The organism is Actinomyces sp. HMSC065F11, from assembly GCF_001813085.1.
Taxonomy (GTDB): Bacteria; Actinomycetota; Actinomycetes; order Actinomycetales; family Actinomycetaceae; genus Gleimia; species Gleimia europaea.
In genome coordinates this window covers 95,366-111,813 of the sequence record NZ_KV811470.1, presented here as the reverse complement: position 1 = coordinate 111,813, position 16,448 = coordinate 95,366, and the positions used below count along the sequence as shown (strand labels likewise).

Sequence of the window (16,448 nt, the reverse complement as noted above, 5' to 3'; positions counted from 1 at the left end):
CTGCTTATCAGGATTGGACCTGCGATGTAGTCGTTACCAGCTGCTCTTAGTCACACCCGGAAGCTCGCCGTTAAGAGCGAGTTCACGCAGGCAGACACGGCACAATCCGAACTTGCGGTACACCGAGTGCGGACGACCGCAACGGTTGCAACGCGTGTAAGCACGAACCGCAAACTTGGGCTTGCGGGCGGCCTTTACTTTCAAAGACGTCTTCGCCATTTGTCAGTTCTCCTTGAGCGGGAAGCCCAGGCCGCGCAGAAGCGCACGACCCTCATCGTCGGTTTTGGCTGACGTGACGATCGTGATGTCCATGCCACGAACGCGATCAATGTTGTCCACATCAATCTCGTGGAATACGGACTGTTCCGTCAGGCCGAACGTGTAGTTGCCGTTACCGTCGAACTGCTTCGGGCTTAGACCACGGAAGTCGCGAATACGCGGAAGCGCAAGAGAGATCAGGCGATCCATGAACTCCCACATGCGGTCACCACGCATCGTGACGTGCGTGCCAATAGGCTGACCCTCACGCAACTTAAACTGCGCGATCGACTTACGAGCCTTGGTAACAGCCGGCTTCTGGCCGGTGATAACGGTCAAGTCGCGAATCGCACCCTCGATAGCCTTCGAGTCACGAGCCGCATCTCCAACACCCATGTTCACGACGACCTTAACCAGGCCACCTACCTCCATGGTGTTAGCGTGCGCGAAGTCCTTCTCCAACTTCGGGCGGACCTCATCAATGTACTTTTGCTTCAAGCGAGGGGTCATGCTCCGATTTCCTTTCCAGGTTCGAGGCCGCGCTTGGTACCACCACGAACCACGCGAATCGGGTTGCGGTTAATACGCTTGCCGTTCTCGTCGCGCTCAACGCGGAAGCCAACACGAACACGCTTCTTCGTATCCGGATCCACAAGAGCCACCTTGGAAATGTGGATCGGAGCCTCAATGTGCTCAATGCCGCCAGTGGTAGCGCCCTGGGCAGACATGCCCTGGCGCGTGTGGCGGGTCTTCACGTTGATGCCCTCAACGAGGACCTTCTGCTCGGCTGGGAACACCTTAATAACGCGTCCCTGCTTGCCCTTATCGCCAGGCGCTAGAGGAGCAAGCCCCTCGGCCTCGCGGCGCTTGTTGCGCTCATCAATCTTCTTCTGATCGCTCGAGCGACCAGAGATGACCTCTACCAGGTCACCCTTCTTAATTTTTGCTGCCATCAGAGCACCTCCGGTGCGAGTGACACGATCTTCATGAACTTCTTGTCACGAAGCTCACGGCCTACGGGGCCAAAGATACGGGTACCACGCGGTTCGCCATCACTCTTAAGGATGACAGCTGCGTTTTCATCGAAGCGGATGTAAGAACCGTCTGGGCGGCGGCGTTCCTTGCGGGTACGCACAACAACTGCCTTGACGATTTCACCCTTCTTCACGTTGCCGCCGGGGATAGCGTCTTTCACGGATGCGACGATGGTATCGCCAACACCCGCATAGCGCCGACCCGAGCCACCGAGGACACGGATGCACAGGATTTCCTTAGCTCCCGTGTTGTCGGCAACCTTTAGTCGCGACTCCTGCTGGATCATTCGTTGTACTCCTGTCGTCGAGCTGGTTCTCATACACGCACAAAATGCGCTTGAGCCTGGCCGAACGTATACGGACTTGTGCGCGAAAACTCGCGCTATGTTACCTCTTCACTTCAGACTCGAGCACACCAGGAAACCATCGGTGCTAGGTCTCTGAAACAAAGCAGGCTGGGTCTTACAACGTGGGCGTGGTGGGTTAAGCCACTCAGTGCTATACGCGCACGTTTGGAAAAATGCGCACACTGCCACTGCTGCAAAGACTGCAACCCCAACAGCTTACGCTACTTCCCCACCCAAACCAAAGAGAGGGCGGAAGAAAAACCCTGTGCCTTTGCTCACCCACATCATAAATAAAGAATGTAGCCACCCATTAGGATGGCTACATTCTGAAAGGTTGCAAGTAGAAACTACTTGGCTCGCTCGATTACCTCGACTACGCGCCAGCGCTTCGTCTTGGAGAGCGGACGAGTCTCCATGATGCGAACCAAGTCGCCAACACGGATCTCATTGGTCTCGTCGTGCGCCTTAACCTTCTTGGTACGGGTAACAACCTTGCCGTACAGAGGGTGCTTGGTGCGATCCTCGAGCTCTACCACGACCGTCCTATCCATCTTGTCGGATACGACGTAACCGCGGCGAACCTTACGGTGGTTACGAACTACAGGCGTTTCGCTCACTTAACTCACTCCTCGCTATTCGGTGCGGTGCGAATACCGAGCTCACGCTCACGCGCCACAGTGTAAATACGGGCGATGTCACGGCGAACAGCCTTGAAGCGGCCGTGATCCTCAACCTGTCCGAGAGCCTTAGAGAAACGCAGGTTAAACAGCTCTGCCTTAGCCTTCTCAAGCTCGCTCGCAAGCTGGGCGTTATCCATCTCGTCGAGCTCAGCCGTCGTTAGACCCTTCTTGTCTGCCATTATGCGTCACCACCCTCACGGACCACGAACTTGGTCTTAATCGGGAGCTTGTGCTGCGCGCGACGCATAGCTTCACGAGCTACGTGCTCGTCAACACCAGCAAGCTCAAACATGACACGACCCGGCTTCACGTTAGCGATCCAGAACTCCGGAGCGCCCTTACCGGAACCCATACGGGTTTCAGCAGGCTTCTTCGTGAGCGCGTGGTCCGGGAAAATGTTGATCCAGACCTTACCGCCACGCTTAATGTAACGGGTCATTGCAATACGAGCGGCCTCAATCTGACGGTTCGTGATGTAGGCGGGCTCAAGAGCCTGAATGCCGTAATCGCCGAACGCAATCTCAGTGCCACCCTTCGCCATACCCTTACGGGTCGGGCGGTGCGGTTTGCGGTACTTAGTCCGCCTTGGGATAAGCACGACTAGGCCTCCGATCCAGATGTCTCAGCCTTCGGAGCAGCTTCCTCAGCTGCCTCCTGCGGCCTCTTATTCCTGGGCTGATCGCCACCACGACGCGCGCCACGACGGCCGCGGCCACCACGACGGGCGCCACCGCGGTTACCAGCCTCCATAAGCTGCTGCTGGTACTCGCGCTCGGTCACGTTGCCCTTGTAAATCCAAACCTTCACACCAATGCGGCCGAACGTCGTACGAGCCTCGTAGAAGCCGTAATCGATGTAGGCACGCAGGGTGTGCAACGGCACACGACCTTCACGGTAGAACTCGGTACGAGACATTTCAGCACCACCAAGGCGGCCCGACACCTGGACACGAATGCCCTCGGCGCCACCGCGCATAGCGGACTGAATGCCCTTGCGCATTGCGCGACGGAACGACACGCGAGCAGCAAGCTGCTCCGCGATGCCCTGCGCAACGAGCTTCGAATCAAGCTCAGGGTTCTTAACTTCAAGAATGTTCAGCTGAACCTGCTTGCCTGTCAGCTTCTCCAGCTGCTGGCGAAGACGGTCAGCCTCTGCACCGCGACGGCCAATAACAATGCCGGGGCGAGCAGTATGTAGGTCAACGCGAACGCGATCGGTAGTGCGCTCAATAACGACCTTCGACACGCCAGCGCGCTCCAAGTGCTCGTTCAGGAAGTCGCGAATCTTCACGTCTTCAATCACGTAGTCGCTGTAACGCTGGCCTTCCGTGGTGGAGTCAGCGAACCAGCGGGAGCGGTGCTCGGTGGTAATACCAAGCCTAAATCCGGTGGGGTTAACCTTCTGACCCATTACCGGCCTTCCTTCCCTTTGTCGTCCTTCGTACCAACCACCAAGGTGATGTGGCTCGTGCGCTTCAAAATCTGAGCTGCACGACCCTGCGCACGCGGGCGGAAACGCTTCATGGTTGGACCCTCGTTTACGTAAGCCTCAACTACGTAAAGATCCTCTTCCTTGAAACGCTCACCAGCGTTTTCAGCCTTCACTTTCGCGTTGGCTATAGCACTCATCAGAATCTTGCGGATATCTTTTGCGACAGCCTGCGGAGCGAACCGCAGAATGTCCGCTGCCTCCAAGGCATTCTTGTTGCGGATTTCATTCACAACGCGACGTGCCTTGAGGGGCGTGACGCGTACGTAGCGCGCCTGCGCCTTGGCTTCCATTAAAACCTGCCTCACTTCTAGCTACAAGACCAGGCTTAGCGCCTGCGTGCCTTGCGATCGTCCTTGTCATGGCTACGGAAGGTGCGGGTCGGAGCAAATTCACCGAACTTGTGACCAACCATTGCTTCCGTAACGAAGACCGGCACGTGCTTACGGCCGTCATGCACTGCAACAGTGTGCCCCAGGAAATCCGGGGTAATGACGGACCTGCGAGACCAGGTCTTAATAACGTTCTTCGTACCCTTATCGTTCTGCTCATCAACCTTCTTCAGGAGATGCTCGTCAACGAAGGGTCCCTTCTTTAGACTGCGTGGCATAATCCAGCTCCTCTATCAGCGCTTCTTGCCGGTCCGGCGACGGCGCACAATGAGCTTGTCGCTGGGCTTATTCGGACGACGGGTACGGACTTCGGGCTTACCCCACGGGCTAACCGGGTGACGGCCACCAGACGTGCGACCCTCACCACCACCATGCGGGTGATCGACCGGGTTCATAGCAACACCACGAACGTGCGGACGGCGTCCCTTCCAACGCATACGTCCAGCCTTGCCCCAGTTGATGTTGGACTGCTCGGCGTTGCCAACAGAACCAACCGTTGCGCGGGCCATGACCTCAACGTTGCGGATTTCGCCAGAAGGCATACGCAGCTGAGCGAAGCGGCCTTCCTTTGCAACCAGCTGAACAGAGGTGCCAGCAGAACGTGCGATCTTTGCGCCACCGCCAGGGTAAAGCTCAACAGCGTGAACCACGGTACCAACCGGGATATTACGCAGCGGCAAGTTGTTGCCCGGCTTAATATCTGCGCTTGGACCAGATTCGACGATGTCGCCCTGATTCAGGTTTGCAGGAGCTAGAATGTAACGCTTTGCACCATCGGCGTAGTGCAGCAGAGCGATACGAGCAGTACGGTTCGGATCGTACTCAATGTGAGCGACCTTAGCCGGAATGCCATCTTTATCGTTGCGGCGGAAATCAATCAGACGGTAGGCGCGCTTGTGGCCGCCACCGCGGTGACGAGCCGTCACGCGACCCTGATTGTTACGACCGCCGGTCTTGGTCAGCGGGCGAACCAGAGACTTCTCCGGAGTGCTCCGGGTAATCTCCACGAAGTCCGCCACGCTCGAGCCACGACGACCAGGAGTCGTGGGCTTGTACTTACGGATTGCCATTATTTGTAACCTTCTTCTTCGATGACTCAGGCGAGATCGCCGAAGATGTCAATGGTGCCTTCGCTTACAGTAACGATGGCTCGCTTCGTGTTGTTTCGACGGCCAATGCCATCGCGAGTGCGGTAGCGCTTGCCCTGTCGGTTCTGCGTAGCAACGTGGCTTACCTTCACATCGAAGATCGCCTCGATTGCCTGGCGGATTTCAGTCTTGTTCGCGCGCGGATCTACAAGGAACGTGTACTTTCCAAGATCCATCAGACCGGAAGACTTCTCGGTGATAACCGGCGCGAAAATAATATCGCGGGGGTTCTTCGACTTTTCGAGACTCACTTGTTGTCCTCCCTCGATGCAATGAAGCTTTCAAGAGCGTCCTTGGTGAACACAACATCTTCCGCGTTGATCACGTCGTACGTGTTGAGTTGATCCGCCCAAAGAACGTGAACGCTAGGAAGGTTACGAACCGAAAGACGGTTCAGGTCGTCCTCACGCGTTACAACCACGAGAGCCTTGCGACCGTCAACGATCTTGTCAAGAGCTACTCGAGCGGTCTTGGTGGACGGGGCATCGCCCTCAAGGAGGCCGAGGATCACGTGCATGCGGCCACCGCGGAAGCGGTCCGAAAGCGCGCTGTAAAGAGCTGCAGCCTTCATCTTCTTGGGGGTACGCTCAGCGTACGAGCGCGGCTGCGGGCCGTGCACAACGCCGCCGCCTACCCACTGCGGAGCGCGGATCGAACCCTGGCGAGCCCGACCGGTGCCCTTCTGACGCCAAGGCTTCTTACCACCGCCGCGGACCTCGCCGCGGGTCTTGACCTTGTGGGTTCCAGCGCGAGCTGCACCCAGCTGAGCCTTAACAACCTGGTGGATTAGCGGAATATTAAGATCTACGTCAAAGTACTTTGCGGGAAGCTCGATCGTGTCGACCTTCTTACCCTCAAAGCCCAAAACGTCAATAGTCAACTTAGCCATTTATAGTTCACGCACCCTTCACAGAGGAGCGAACCAGAACAACCGCGTTCTTCGGGCCAGGAATGGCGCCACGAATAAGCAGCAGACCCTTTTCAGCATCAACTGCAAAAACGGTCTGGTTCTGGATGGTACGACGGACATTGCCCATGCGACCGGCCATACGGGTGCCCTTAAATACGCGACCAGGGGTCGAAGCACCACCGATAGAGCCCGGCTTACGGTGAATCTTGTGTGCACCGTGGCCGCCGGGACCGCCGGCGAAGCCGTGACGCTTCATCGTGCCAGCAAAGCCCTTGCCCTTCGTGTTACCGGAAACATCAACTTTGTCTCCAGCAGCGAAAACGTCCGCAGTGAGCTCCTGGCCGACCTCAAACGAATCAGCTTCAGAAGTGCGGACCTCAACGAGGTGACGGACAGGCTTAACGCCAGCCTTTTCAAAGTGACCAGCCAAAGGCTTGGTGATACGGCGAGCATCGATCTCGCCAAATCCGATCTGTGCGGCAGAGTAGCCGTCAGTCTCTTCAGTGCGCACCTGCGTAACGACGTTGGTGCCCACCTGCACGACCGTCAAGGGAACGACCTTACCGTCGTTATCCCATGCCTGGGTCATGCCGAGCTTGCGGCCAAGTAGCGCCTTTACGGGCGCAACCGCCTGCTTGGTGTTTTTAGTCATGTCTGCAGGTTTCCTCAGAGTTTAATATCGATTTTTACGTCGGCCGGAAGGTCGAGTCGCATAAGCGAGTCAACTGCCTTCGGCGTCGGGTCGATGATGTCAATCAAGCGCTTATGAGTGCGCATTTCAAAGTGTTCGCGGCTGTCCTTGTACTTGTGGGGCGACCGAATAACCGTAAAAACGTTACGCTCGGTCGGCAGCGGCACCGGGCCCACTACCGTCGCACCTGCGCGCTGCACAGTGTCGACGATCTTGCGCGCGGAGCTGTCAATGACCTCGTGGTCATAGGACTTGAGCCGGATGCGGATCTTTTGTCCCGCCATGCCGTCTTACCTCTCTTAAACAGCTTCTCACCGGTCCCCGCGCTCGGGCGTGTCGCTTTTTCAAGCAGCTTCGCGCGGTGGCTCCCCATTGGAGGAACTGGACCGTTTTCTTGTGATCAAGAACATGGAGCATAAAGCCCCTCAGCAGATTGCATATTCATGCTCTCCACTGTTCGCCCTCCCGAGATAACTCTCCCGTTCGGACACAACCACACCAGTTTGACAGATTTAAGCACTGATTCCAAATGATTTGGAATTTAGTGGTGTGATTCTCAAAAGCATCGCTTGCGGCTGGGCCGCAACTCCCCCATAAAGCAGCAACCGCGACGTCCAGCCACGCCATCTTAAACGTGCACGAGGTTGTAACACGGTGCCAGGCAAAAGTGATGGGGAGCAAATAAGTTGTGGCCCAAAGCGCTTGCTTTGGGCCACAACTAAAAGTCAGTCAGACTTAGGAAAGAACCTCAGTCACACGACCGGAGCCAACGGTGCGGCCACCCTCACGGATAGCGAAGCCGAGGCCCGCCTCCATTGCGATCGGCTGAATAAGCTCAACCGTGATCTCGGTGGTGTCACCAGGCATAACCATGTCGGTGCCCTCAGGCAGCTCGATGATGCCGGTAACGTCCGTGGTACGGAAGTAGAACTGCGGGCGGTAGTTGGTGAAGAACGGCTTGTGACGGCCACCCTCCTCCTTCTTCAGGATGTAAACCTGACCCTTGAACTTGGTGTGCGGGGTGATCGAACCTGGAATGGCTACGACCTGGCCACGCTCAACATCCTCACGCTTGGTACCGCGAAGAAGCAGACCACAGTTCTCGCCTGCCCAAGCTTCGTCCATCTGCTTGTGGAACATCTCGATACCGGTAACGGTGGTCTTCTGCGGCTCGCGAATACCGAGGATCTCAACCTCAGCGTTCAGCGGAAGCTTGCCGCGCTCAACACGACCGGTAACAACGGTGCCACGACCGGTAATGGTGAAGACGTCCTCAATCGGCATGAGGAACGGCTTGTCCATGTCGCGCTCCGGGGTCGGGATGTACTCGTCGACGGTCTCCATGAGATCCTCAACCGACTTTACCCAAACCGGGTCGCCCTCAAGAGCCTTAAGAGCGGAAACGCGGTGAATCGGGGTGTTGTCGCCGTCGAAGTCCTGCGAGGAGAGCAGCTCGCGGATTTCTTCCTCAACGAGCTCAAGCATCTCTTCGTCATCAACCATGTCGGACTTGTTCAGTGCAACAACCAGGGTCGGCACGCCAACCTGGCGAGCAAGCAGAACGTGCTCGCGGGTCTGAGCCATCGGGCCGTCCGTTGCAGCAACAACGAGGATAGCGCCATCCATCTGGGCAGCACCGGTAATCATGTTCTTCACGTAGTCAGCGTGACCCGGGGCGTCAACGTGTGCGTAGTGACGCTTGTCGGTCTGGTACTCAACGTGAGAAACGTTAATGGTAATACCACGGTCGCGCTCTTCCGGAGCGTTATCAACCTGGTCGAACGGGGTGAACTCGTTCAGTTCCGGGAACTTGTCAGCCAGTACCTTGGTGATCGCCGCGGTCAGGGTCGTCTTACCGTGGTCAACGTGACCGATGGTACCGATATTTACGTGCGGTTTGGTACGCTCGAACTTGGCCTTCGCCACTTGTGTCCTCCTGGACTCGGGTAGATAAGTTCTTGTCAGCTTAGTGCTACAAAGTAGCCTAACACCTGACTTCGAATACTTCCTACAGGGTTTTCATTAGTGTGGTCTTTATAACGCCACTTTTTGGCTAGATCAGGCTCTTACTGGCCCGAAGCGTTGCCAATGATTTCCTCGGCTACTGCACGAGGAACCTCATCATAGCTATCGAACTGCATCGAGTAGACTGCGCGGCCCTGCGTCTTCGAACGCAAGTCACCCACATACCCAAACATTTCCGACAGCGGAACGAGTGCTCGCACAACCTTCACACCGGAAGCATCATCCATCGACTGGATGGTGCCACGACGGGAGTTCAGGTCGCCGATAACGTCGCCCATGTACTCCTCAGGAGTGCGAACCTCAACAGACATGATCGGCTCAAGAAGCACCGGAGATGCCTTGCGGACACCCTCGCGGTACACCATTGCGCCAGCGATCTTGAACGCCATTTCAGACGAGTCAACATCGTGGTACTGGCCGTCAAGCAACGTAGCCTTCAAGCCAACCATCGGGTAACCAGCCAGGACACCAGTCTGCATGGCCTCCTGGATACCGGCGTCAACCGACGGAATGTACTCACGCGGAACGCGGCCACCAGTGACCTCGTTGCCGAACTCGTACGTCTTCTCGCCATCCAGCGGGAGCGGCTCGAAGCGAACGATCACCTTTGCGAACTGGCCAGAGCCACCAGTTTGCTTCTTGTGCGTGTACTCAACCTTCTCAACGGTCTTGCGGATGGTCTCGCGGTAAGCAACCATCGGCGCACCAACGTTAGCCTCAACCTTGAACTCGCGACGCATACGGTCAACAAGAACATCAAGGTGAAGCTCGCCCATACCGCCAATAACCGTCTGGCCGGTCTCCTCATCGAGGCGAACCGTGAAGGTCGGGTCTTCTTCGGCCAGCTTCTGAATAGCCGTACCGAGCTTCTCCTGATCCGCCTTCGACTTCGGCTCAATAGCCACGTGGATAACCGGATCCGGGAAGGTCATCGACTCAAGAACAACCGGAGCGTCCTGCGCACAAAGCGTGTCGCCCGTGGTGGTGTCCTTCAAACCGATGAAAGCGTAAATGTGACCAGCGTGTGCAACATCTACAGGGTTTTCCTTGTTGGAGTGCATCTGGAACATCTTGCCGATGCGCTCGCGCTTACCCTTGGTCGAGTTCATCACGGTCTCGCCGGATGCAACCTTGCCCGAGTAAACACGAATGTAGGTCAGCTTGCCGTAGAACGGGTGAACAGCAACCTTGAACGCCAGAGCAGAGAACGGCTCGTTCTCATCCGCGTGACGCTCAATAACGGTCTCTTCATCTCCGACCTTCGTGCCCTTAACGGAAGGCACATCCAGCGGCGAAGGCAGGTACGAAACCACGCCGTCAAGCACGACCTGCACACCCTTATTCTTGAAAGCAGAGCCACAGAATACCGGGTAAGCCTGCGAAGAAATGGTGAGTTCACGAACGCCAGCACGAATCTGATCGTTAGTCAGTTCACCCTCTTCAAGGTAAATGTCCATGAGCTCTTCGTTAGCCTCAGCAGCGGCCTCGATAAGAGCCTCGCGGTACTCCTCAGCCTCAGCCTGAAGCTCCGCCGGAATCTCTTCCTCAACCACGCGTGCACCGAAGAGATCGTTGCCATCCTCATCCTTCTCCGGGAAGTAGACGGCCTTCATCTTCATGATGTCAACAACGCCCTGGAAGTCGGCCTCCGCGCCAATCGGGAAAGCCATGACGATCGGGGTTGCACCCAAACGGTCCTTAATGGTCTGAACCGAGTACTTGAAGTTCGCGCCCAGCTTATCCATCTTGTTGATGAAGCAAATACGCGGAACGTCGTACTTGTCAGCCTGACGCCACACGGTCTCAGACTGCGGCTCAACGCCTTCCTTACCGTCGAACACCGCTACCGCGCCGTCAAGCACGCGCAGCGAACGCTCCACCTCAACGGTGAAGTCAACGTGTCCGGGGGTATCAATAATATTGATCTGGTTGTCATTCCAGAAACAGGTGGTAGCAGCGGACGTAATGGTAATGCCGCGCTCCTTCTCCTGCTCCATCCAGTCCATCGTGCCAGCACCGTCGTGGGTCTCACCCAGCTTGTAGTTGATGCCGGTGTAGAAAAGGATGCGTTCTGTAACTGTGGTCTTGCCAGCATCGATGTGAGCCATGATGCCGATATTGCGGACCTTCGTGAGGTCGGTGAACACCTCTTGTGCCACGTGTGTTTCCTTCGCTTGTTAGATCTACGAGCAGAGCTGGGATTACCAGCGGTAGTGAGCGAAAGCCTTGTTGGACTCCGCCATCTTGTGCATGTCTTCACGACGCTTCACAGCGCCGCCAAGGCCGTTGGATGCATCGAGAATCTCGTTCATGAGGCGCTCGGTCATGGTCTTCTCACGACGCTGACGGGAGAAATCAACCAGCCAACGAAGAGCAAGAGTGGTACCACGCGAAGAGCGAACCTCAACCGGAACCTGGTAGGTTGCGCCACCAACACGGCGAGAGCGAACCTCAAGAGCCGGACGAATGTTCTCAAGCGCGCGCTTCAAAACAGCAACCGGATCCTGCTCAGTCTTCTGTGCGACGCCCTCAAGAGCGCCGTAAACAATCTTCTGAGCAACAGAACGCTTGCCGTCAAGCAGAACGCGGTTAACCAGCTGGCTAACAACCTTCGAACCGTAAATCGGATCCTCAACTAGAGGGCGCTTGGGAGCTGGACCTTTACGAGGCATTACTTCTTCTCCTTCTTCGCACCGTAGTGGGAACGAGCCTGCTGACGACCGCGAACACCCTGCGTATCGAGGGCGCCACGAACGATGTGGTAACGAACACCCGGGAGGTCCTTCACACGACCACCGCGAACGAGCACGATCGAGTGCTCCTGCAGGTTGTGACCCTCACCGGGGATGTAAGCCGTGACCTCAATACCCGAGGAAAGGCGAACACGAGCCACCTTACGAAGAGCCGAGTTCGGCTTCTTAGGCGTGGTGGTAAATACGCGAGTGCAGACACCGCGGCGCTGAGGGCTTCCCTTCAGTGCGGGCGTTGCTGCCTTCGCCGGCTTGGTGCTGCGTCCCTTGCGCACCAGTTGCTGGATGGTAGGCACTACTTCTCCGTCTTCCTTAAACAACAAACTTTTAGTATCGCGACGCCGAAACGCTTACGCGCTACCCCGCGTGGACACACTGGTGTCCGCCGGGGCCGGCCCGCCAACAGCCTCACAGTCGCATATCGTGAGGGTTAAGGATGACGTCCGGAGCTCAGACGAACAGTCAAAGAGCCCACTTGTCAGAAAAATCTGAACGGTGGATACCCGGCGACGCGGGCACCGTCGTCAAATATAAGGCTTTTTGCCTGCAATGGTCAATACCGAGGCCTTTTACCCGGGCCCATTGTGCCGGATCTAACAATGCAAACGCCAAGGGATCCCCTCCCCGCCCCACCGCGCCTGATGAATTAGTTTCGCCCCCTCCGCAGAGGGGGCGAAATCTAAATGCGCTTCAAACCGGATTAGCGGAAGTCACTATCCGAGAACGGAGCTCCAAAATCGATTGAGTCGAGCGAAGCGAGGAACGCCTCATCGACCTCACCAACCTGGAAATCAGCCTCAACGTAATCCGCGTTGGCCATCGCTTCTGGCGTGGGCTCCACGTGGATCTTGTTGTAGCGTGCAAGACCCGTACCGGCCGGGATGAGCTTACCGAGAATCACGTTCTCCTTCAGACCAATCAACGGATCCGACTTCGCGCTAATAGCAGCCTCAGTCAAGATCTTCGTGGTCTCCTGGAACGAAGCCGCAGCAAGCCACGAATCAGTAGCCAGCGAAGCCTTCGTGATACCCATCAGCTCCGGACGACCCGCAGCCGGGCGACCGCCCTGAGCCACAGTTGCACGGTTGATGCGCTTAAAATCGACCTCGTCAACAAGCTGACCGGGCAGAAGCTCGGTGTCGCCCGGATCATCCAGAACCGTGACGCGACGCAGCATCTGACGAACAATCACCTCAATGTGCTTGGAGTGAATGTCCACGCCCTGCGAGCGGTACACTTCCTGCACCTCATCAACCAGCTGACGCTGCGTCTCCGACTTGTTGCGGATGCGAAGCATCTTCTTCGGGTCAAGACGACCCGTGGTGAGCTTCGTGCCAACCGCGATGTGCTCGGCCTCCTCCACGAGGAGCTCCTGGCGACGCGAAACCTCAACCACAAGGTCGGCCTCGCCATCATCACGAGTGATCACAATCTTGCGGTTGGTGGGATCCGTATCATCGATGTGGACCTTGCCCGCTGCCTCTGCCATCGTTGCCTCACCCTTCGGGGTGCGAGCCTCGAAGAGTTCCTGCACACGCGGCAGACCCTGCGTAATATCCGCAGCCGATGCAACACCACCGGTGTGGAAGGTACGCATCGTCAGCTGAGTACCGGGCTCACCAATCGACTGTGCCGCGATAATACCCACGGCCTCGCCGATGTCTACGCGCTTGCCCGACGCAAGCGAACGGCCGTAGCAGGCCGCACACGTACCCGTAGCGGACTCACAGTAGAGCACCGAACGCACCTTAATGGTGGTGATGCCCGCATCCACGAGCTTGTCGATCAAGACGTCGCCCACATCCGAACCTGCCTCAGCAACCACGTTTCCGTCCGCGTCCTTCGCGTCAGCCGCGAGCGTACGCGCGTAAGCAGTGGTCTCAACAGTGTCGAGGCGGTGCGCCTTGCCCTCTTCGTCCAGCTCCGCAATATCCATGTTGATACCGCGACGGGTGCCACAGTCTTCCTCGTGCACTACGACATCCTGCGACACGTCAACAAGACGACGCGTCAAGTAGCCGGAGTCAGCGGTACGAAGAGCCGTATCAGCAAGCCCCTTACGAGCACCGTGGGTTGCAATAAAGTACTCCAGAACCGTGAGGCCCTCGCGGTAGTTAGCCTTAATCGGACGCTCAATAAGCTTTTGCTTCGGGTCCGACACGAGGCCACGCATACCGGCCAGCTGGCGCACCTGATCCCAGTTACCACGAGCACCCGAATCAACCATCTGGAACAGGTTGTTGCGCTCAGGGAACGCCTCTTCCATCGCGTCTGCAACCTCACGAGTTGCAGTGGTCCAGATTTCAACCAGCGCGTTGTAACGCTCGTCTTCCGTGATCTTACCGATCTCGTAGTCGCGCTGAATCCGTGCTGCTGCTGCCTCGTGCTGGGCAAGAATCTCACCCTTATTTGGCGGCGTCATGATGTCATCAAACGCAATGGTGAGGCCAGACCAGGTAGACCAGTAGAAGCCCGCAGCCTTCAGCGCGTCAAGCGACTCGGCAACCAGAACCTTGGGGTAAAGCTCCGCAAGGTCGTTGACAACCCTGCCGAGAACCTTCTTGTTCACAACGGCCTCAACGTAGGGGTACTCCACCGGGAGAAGATCGTTGAACAGGGCACGACCAAGCGAGGTTTCCAGCTCGATCGGATCACCCTCGCTCCAACCTTCCGGAGCAACCCAGTTCTTCGGCGGCACAATATCCGTGAAACGAATAATCGCGCGCGCATTCAGGTGCAGGTCACCGCGGTCAAATGCCATGATCGCCTCGGCAACAGAGCTGAAGTGAGGCAGGATCGGCTCGCCCGTCTCCTCATTACGCGGAACCGGGATCGACGAATCCGGGTTCAGCGTGAGGTGGTACAAGCCAATGATCATGTCGTGCGACGGCATGGTCACTGGGCGACCATCAGACGGCTTCAAAATGTTGTTCGAAGACAGCATGAGGACGCGCGCCTCAGCCTGCGCCTCCGCACCAAGCGGAAGGTGCACAGCCATTTGGTCACCATCGAAGTCAGCGTTGAACGCGCCGCAAACCAGCGGGTGTAGCTGAATAGCCTTACCCTCAATAAGCTGCGGCTCAAACGCCTGAATGCCAAGGCGGTGAAGCGTAGGCGCACGGTTCAGCAGCACTGGGTGCTCGCGAATAACCTCATCGAGAACGTCCCACACCTCGGGGCGCGAACGATCAACCTTACGCTGCGCGGCCTTGATGTTCTGGGCATACTTCTTTTCAATCAGACGCTTCATAACGAACGGCTTGAACAGCTCCAACGCCATCTGCTTCGGCAGACCACACTGGTGAAGCTTCAACTGCGGACCAACCACAATAACCGAACGGCCCGAGTAGTCCACGCGCTTACCAAGAAGGTTCTGACGGAAACGACCCTGCTTACCCTTAAGCATGTCGGACAGCGACTTCAGCGGACGGTTACCCGGACCGGAGACCGGGCGGCCGCGGCGGCCATTGTCAAACAGGGCATCCACAGACTCCTGCAGCATGCGCTTTTCGTTATTCACGATGATTTCCGGAGCGTTCAGCTCAAGAAGACGCTTCAAACGGTTGTTGCGGTTAATCACGCGGCGGTACAGATCATTGAGGTCCGAGGTCGCGAAGCGGCCACCATCAAGCTGCACCATCGGACGCAAGTCCGGCGGAATCACCGGGATAGCGTCCAGAACCATTGCCTCTGGAACGTTATCCGTAGTGAGGAACGCGTTCACAACCTTCAAACGCTTAAGCGCACGCGTCTTACGCTGACCGGTACCGGTAGCAATAATCTCGCGCAGAGCCTCAGCTTCAGCCTCAAGATCGAAAGACTGCAGACGCTTCTGAATAGCGGCCGCACCCATCGCGCCCTTGAAGTAAATGCCGTAGCGAACCTGCATGTCGCGGTAAATGAGCTCGTCACCCTCCAGGTCACCGACCTGCAGGTTCATGAACTTATCCCACACCTCTTCAAGGCGGGCAAGCCTCTGCTCGTAGCCACGACGGATCGCGTTCATGTCACGCTCACCAGCACGGCGCTCGCGGTCGCGAGTCTCCTGCTTGTTGCCCTTCTCTTCCATCTCGGCAAGACGGGCCTCAAGAGCCTCCGCGCGGGCATTAATGTCGGCCTCGCGGCGAGCCTCAATGTTCTTGCGCTCAACCTCAAGCTCGTTACGCAGGGTCGGCAGATCCTCGCGGCGAGCCTCCTCATCAACCTCAGTGATCATGTAGGCCGCAAAATAAATGACCTTCTCAAGATCCTTCGGTGCAAGATCAAGCAGGTATCCAAGGCGCGACGGAACGCCCTTGAAGTACCAAATGTGTGTCACGGGAGCGGCAAGCTCAATGTGGCCCATGCGCTCACGACGCACGTCCGCACGCGCTACCTCAACTCCGCATCGCTCACACACGATGCCCTTGTAACGCACGCGCTTGTACTTACCGCACGCACACTCCCAGTCCCGCGTAGGACCGAAAATACGCTCACAGAACAAACCGTCCTTTTCCGGCTTGAGCGTACGGTAGTTGATCGTTTCTGGTTTCTTTACTTCGCCGTGGCTCCACTCGTGGATGTCGTCAAGAGTCGCCAGTCCAATGTGAAGCTTGTCGAAAGCATTGGCGTCGATCAAAGTGTTTCCTTCTGTAGTACACCGGGTCCAGCGTTGGATGGTCCGGCTCCCCTGCCGCCCGCTGGAGCGGCAAAGGCGCCTTCCCGCCACCACCTAAAACCGAGGTG

20 protein-coding genes are annotated in these 16,448 nt (G+C 57.1%); all 20 read right to left on the bottom strand.

Annotated features, from left to right (window positions below):
* Positions 1 to 33 precede the first annotated feature (33 nt).
* Entirely contained in the window at positions 34 to 219 is a 186-nt protein-coding gene (locus HMPREF2891_RS02975; RefSeq protein WP_016444126.1) for a type Z 30S ribosomal protein S14, read from the bottom strand.
* A 3-nt stretch (positions 220 to 222) separates the two neighbouring features.
* A complete protein-coding gene (rplE, locus tag HMPREF2891_RS02970; protein ID WP_034506919.1) occupies positions 223 to 768 on the bottom strand; it encodes a 50S ribosomal protein L5 in 546 nt (181 codons plus the stop codon).
* Positions 765 to 1,211 carry a 50S ribosomal protein L24 gene (gene rplX, locus HMPREF2891_RS02965; protein ID WP_034500237.1) on the bottom strand — a complete coding sequence of 149 codons (447 nt, stop codon included), beginning with the start codon at positions 1,209 to 1,211 and terminating at the stop codon, positions 765 to 767. The genes rplE and rplX overlap by 4 nt, the downstream gene beginning before the upstream one ends.
* The gene (gene rplN, locus HMPREF2891_RS02960; protein WP_016444129.1) at positions 1,211 to 1,579 is read right to left on the bottom strand and encodes a 50S ribosomal protein L14; all 369 of its coding nucleotides are present in this window, start codon (positions 1,577 to 1,579) and stop codon (positions 1,211 to 1,213) included. Before rplN ends, rplX begins: the two co-directional genes overlap by 1 nt.
* A gap of 407 nt (positions 1,580 to 1,986) precedes the next feature.
* Entirely contained in the window at positions 1,987 to 2,256 is a 270-nt protein-coding gene (rpsQ, locus tag HMPREF2891_RS02955; RefSeq protein ID WP_070663830.1) for a 30S ribosomal protein S17, read from the bottom strand.
* A gap of 5 nt (positions 2,257 to 2,261) precedes the next feature.
* Complete coding sequence (rpmC, locus tag HMPREF2891_RS02950; RefSeq protein ID WP_016444131.1) at positions 2,262 to 2,498, bottom strand: 50S ribosomal protein L29; 237 nt, start codon at positions 2,496 to 2,498, stop codon at positions 2,262 to 2,264.
* The gene (gene rplP, locus HMPREF2891_RS02945) at positions 2,498 to 2,917 is read right to left on the bottom strand and encodes a 50S ribosomal protein L16 (RefSeq protein WP_034506926.1); all 420 of its coding nucleotides are present in this window, start codon (positions 2,915 to 2,917) and stop codon (positions 2,498 to 2,500) included. Before rplP ends, rpmC begins: the two co-directional genes overlap by 1 nt.
* A 2-nt stretch (positions 2,918 to 2,919) precedes the next feature.
* On the bottom strand, positions 2,920 to 3,729 hold the full coding sequence (rpsC, locus tag HMPREF2891_RS02940; RefSeq protein ID WP_070618143.1) for a 30S ribosomal protein S3: 810 nt from the start codon (positions 3,727 to 3,729) through the stop codon (positions 2,920 to 2,922).
* Positions 3,729 to 4,100 carry a 50S ribosomal protein L22 gene (rplV, locus tag HMPREF2891_RS02935; protein ID WP_016444134.1) on the bottom strand — a complete coding sequence of 124 codons (372 nt, stop codon included), beginning with the start codon at positions 4,098 to 4,100 and terminating at the stop codon, positions 3,729 to 3,731. Before rplV ends, rpsC begins: the two co-directional genes overlap by 1 nt.
* Positions 4,101 to 4,135: 35 nt before the next feature.
* Positions 4,136 to 4,417, bottom strand: coding sequence for a 30S ribosomal protein S19 (gene rpsS / locus HMPREF2891_RS02930; RefSeq protein ID WP_034506934.1), 282 nt, complete (start codon positions 4,415 to 4,417; stop codon positions 4,136 to 4,138).
* 15 nt (positions 4,418 to 4,432) lie between these two features.
* Complete coding sequence (gene rplB / locus HMPREF2891_RS02925) at positions 4,433 to 5,269, bottom strand: 50S ribosomal protein L2 (protein ID WP_034506936.1); 837 nt, start codon at positions 5,267 to 5,269, stop codon at positions 4,433 to 4,435.
* Positions 5,270 to 5,295: 26 nt separating this feature from the next.
* Complete coding sequence (gene rplW, locus HMPREF2891_RS02920; RefSeq protein WP_016444137.1) at positions 5,296 to 5,598, bottom strand: 50S ribosomal protein L23; 303 nt, start codon at positions 5,596 to 5,598, stop codon at positions 5,296 to 5,298.
* Positions 5,595 to 6,236, bottom strand: a complete 642-nt coding sequence (gene rplD, locus HMPREF2891_RS02915) for a 50S ribosomal protein L4 (protein ID WP_070663829.1) — start codon at positions 6,234 to 6,236, stop codon at positions 5,595 to 5,597. The genes rplW and rplD overlap by 4 nt, the downstream gene beginning before the upstream one ends.
* 7 nt (positions 6,237 to 6,243) lie before the next feature.
* On the bottom strand, positions 6,244 to 6,909 hold the full coding sequence (rplC, locus tag HMPREF2891_RS02910; RefSeq protein ID WP_070663828.1) for a 50S ribosomal protein L3: 666 nt from the start codon (positions 6,907 to 6,909) through the stop codon (positions 6,244 to 6,246).
* A gap of 14 nt (positions 6,910 to 6,923) precedes the next feature.
* Positions 6,924 to 7,232: a 30S ribosomal protein S10 gene (rpsJ, locus tag HMPREF2891_RS02905; RefSeq protein ID WP_016444140.1), complete on the bottom strand. Its 309-nt coding sequence runs from the start codon at positions 7,230 to 7,232 to the stop codon at positions 6,924 to 6,926.
* 451 nt (positions 7,233 to 7,683) lie between these two features.
* On the bottom strand, positions 7,684 to 8,874 hold the full coding sequence (gene tuf / locus HMPREF2891_RS02900; RefSeq protein ID WP_016444141.1) for an elongation factor Tu: 1,191 nt from the start codon (positions 8,872 to 8,874) through the stop codon (positions 7,684 to 7,686).
* 140 nt (positions 8,875 to 9,014) lie between these two features.
* A complete protein-coding gene (fusA, locus tag HMPREF2891_RS02895; RefSeq protein WP_070663827.1) occupies positions 9,015 to 11,132 on the bottom strand; it encodes an elongation factor G in 2,118 nt (705 codons plus the stop codon).
* 42 nt (positions 11,133 to 11,174) lie between these two features.
* Entirely contained in the window at positions 11,175 to 11,645 is a 471-nt protein-coding gene (gene rpsG, locus HMPREF2891_RS02890) for a 30S ribosomal protein S7 (protein ID WP_034506953.1), read from the bottom strand.
* Positions 11,645 to 12,019: a 30S ribosomal protein S12 gene (gene rpsL, locus HMPREF2891_RS02885; RefSeq protein ID WP_016444144.1), complete on the bottom strand. Its 375-nt coding sequence runs from the start codon at positions 12,017 to 12,019 to the stop codon at positions 11,645 to 11,647. The genes rpsG and rpsL overlap by 1 nt, the downstream gene beginning before the upstream one ends.
* A gap of 404 nt (positions 12,020 to 12,423) precedes the next feature.
* Complete coding sequence (locus HMPREF2891_RS02880) at positions 12,424 to 16,341, bottom strand: DNA-directed RNA polymerase subunit beta' (protein ID WP_070663826.1); 3,918 nt, start codon at positions 16,339 to 16,341, stop codon at positions 12,424 to 12,426.
* Positions 16,342 to 16,448: the final 107 nt, after the last annotated feature.

Bases quoted from the DNA above. Each gene is read 5' to 3' on its own strand.
- HMPREF2891_RS02975 (WP_016444126.1), bottom strand. From the start codon at position 219: ATGGCGAAGACGTCTTTGAAAGTAAAGGCCGCCCGCAAGCCCAAGTTT.
- rplE (WP_034506919.1), bottom strand. From the start codon at position 768: ATGACCCCTCGCTTGAAGCAAAAGTACATTGATGAGGTCCGCCCGAAG.
- rplX (WP_034500237.1), bottom strand. From the start codon at position 1,211: ATGGCAGCAAAAATTAAGAAGGGTGACCTGGTAGAGGTCATCTCTGGT.
- rplN (WP_016444129.1), bottom strand. From the start codon at position 1,579: ATGATCCAGCAGGAGTCGCGACTAAAGGTTGCCGACAACACGGGAGCT.
- rpmC (WP_016444131.1), bottom strand. From the start codon at position 2,498: ATGGCAGACAAGAAGGGTCTAACGACGGCTGAGCTCGACGAGATGGAT.
- rpsC (WP_070618143.1), bottom strand. From the start codon at position 3,729: ATGGGTCAGAAGGTTAACCCCACCGGATTTAGGCTTGGTATTACCACC.
- rplV (WP_016444134.1), bottom strand. From the start codon at position 4,100: ATGGAAGCCAAGGCGCAGGCGCGCTACGTACGCGTCACGCCCCTCAAG.
- rpsS (WP_034506934.1), bottom strand. From the start codon at position 4,417: ATGCCACGCAGTCTAAAGAAGGGACCCTTCGTTGACGAGCATCTCCTG.
- rplB (WP_034506936.1), bottom strand. From the start codon at position 5,269: ATGGCAATCCGTAAGTACAAGCCCACGACTCCTGGTCGTCGTGGCTCG.
- rplD (WP_070663829.1), bottom strand. From the start codon at position 6,236: ATGGCTAAGTTGACTATTGACGTTTTGGGCTTTGAGGGTAAGAAGGTC.
- rplC (WP_070663828.1), bottom strand. From the start codon at position 6,909: ATGACTAAAAACACCAAGCAGGCGGTTGCGCCCGTAAAGGCGCTACTT.
- rpsJ (WP_016444140.1), bottom strand. From the start codon at position 7,232: ATGGCGGGACAAAAGATCCGCATCCGGCTCAAGTCCTATGACCACGAG.
- rpsG (WP_034506953.1), bottom strand. From the start codon at position 11,645: ATGCCTCGTAAAGGTCCAGCTCCCAAGCGCCCTCTAGTTGAGGATCCG.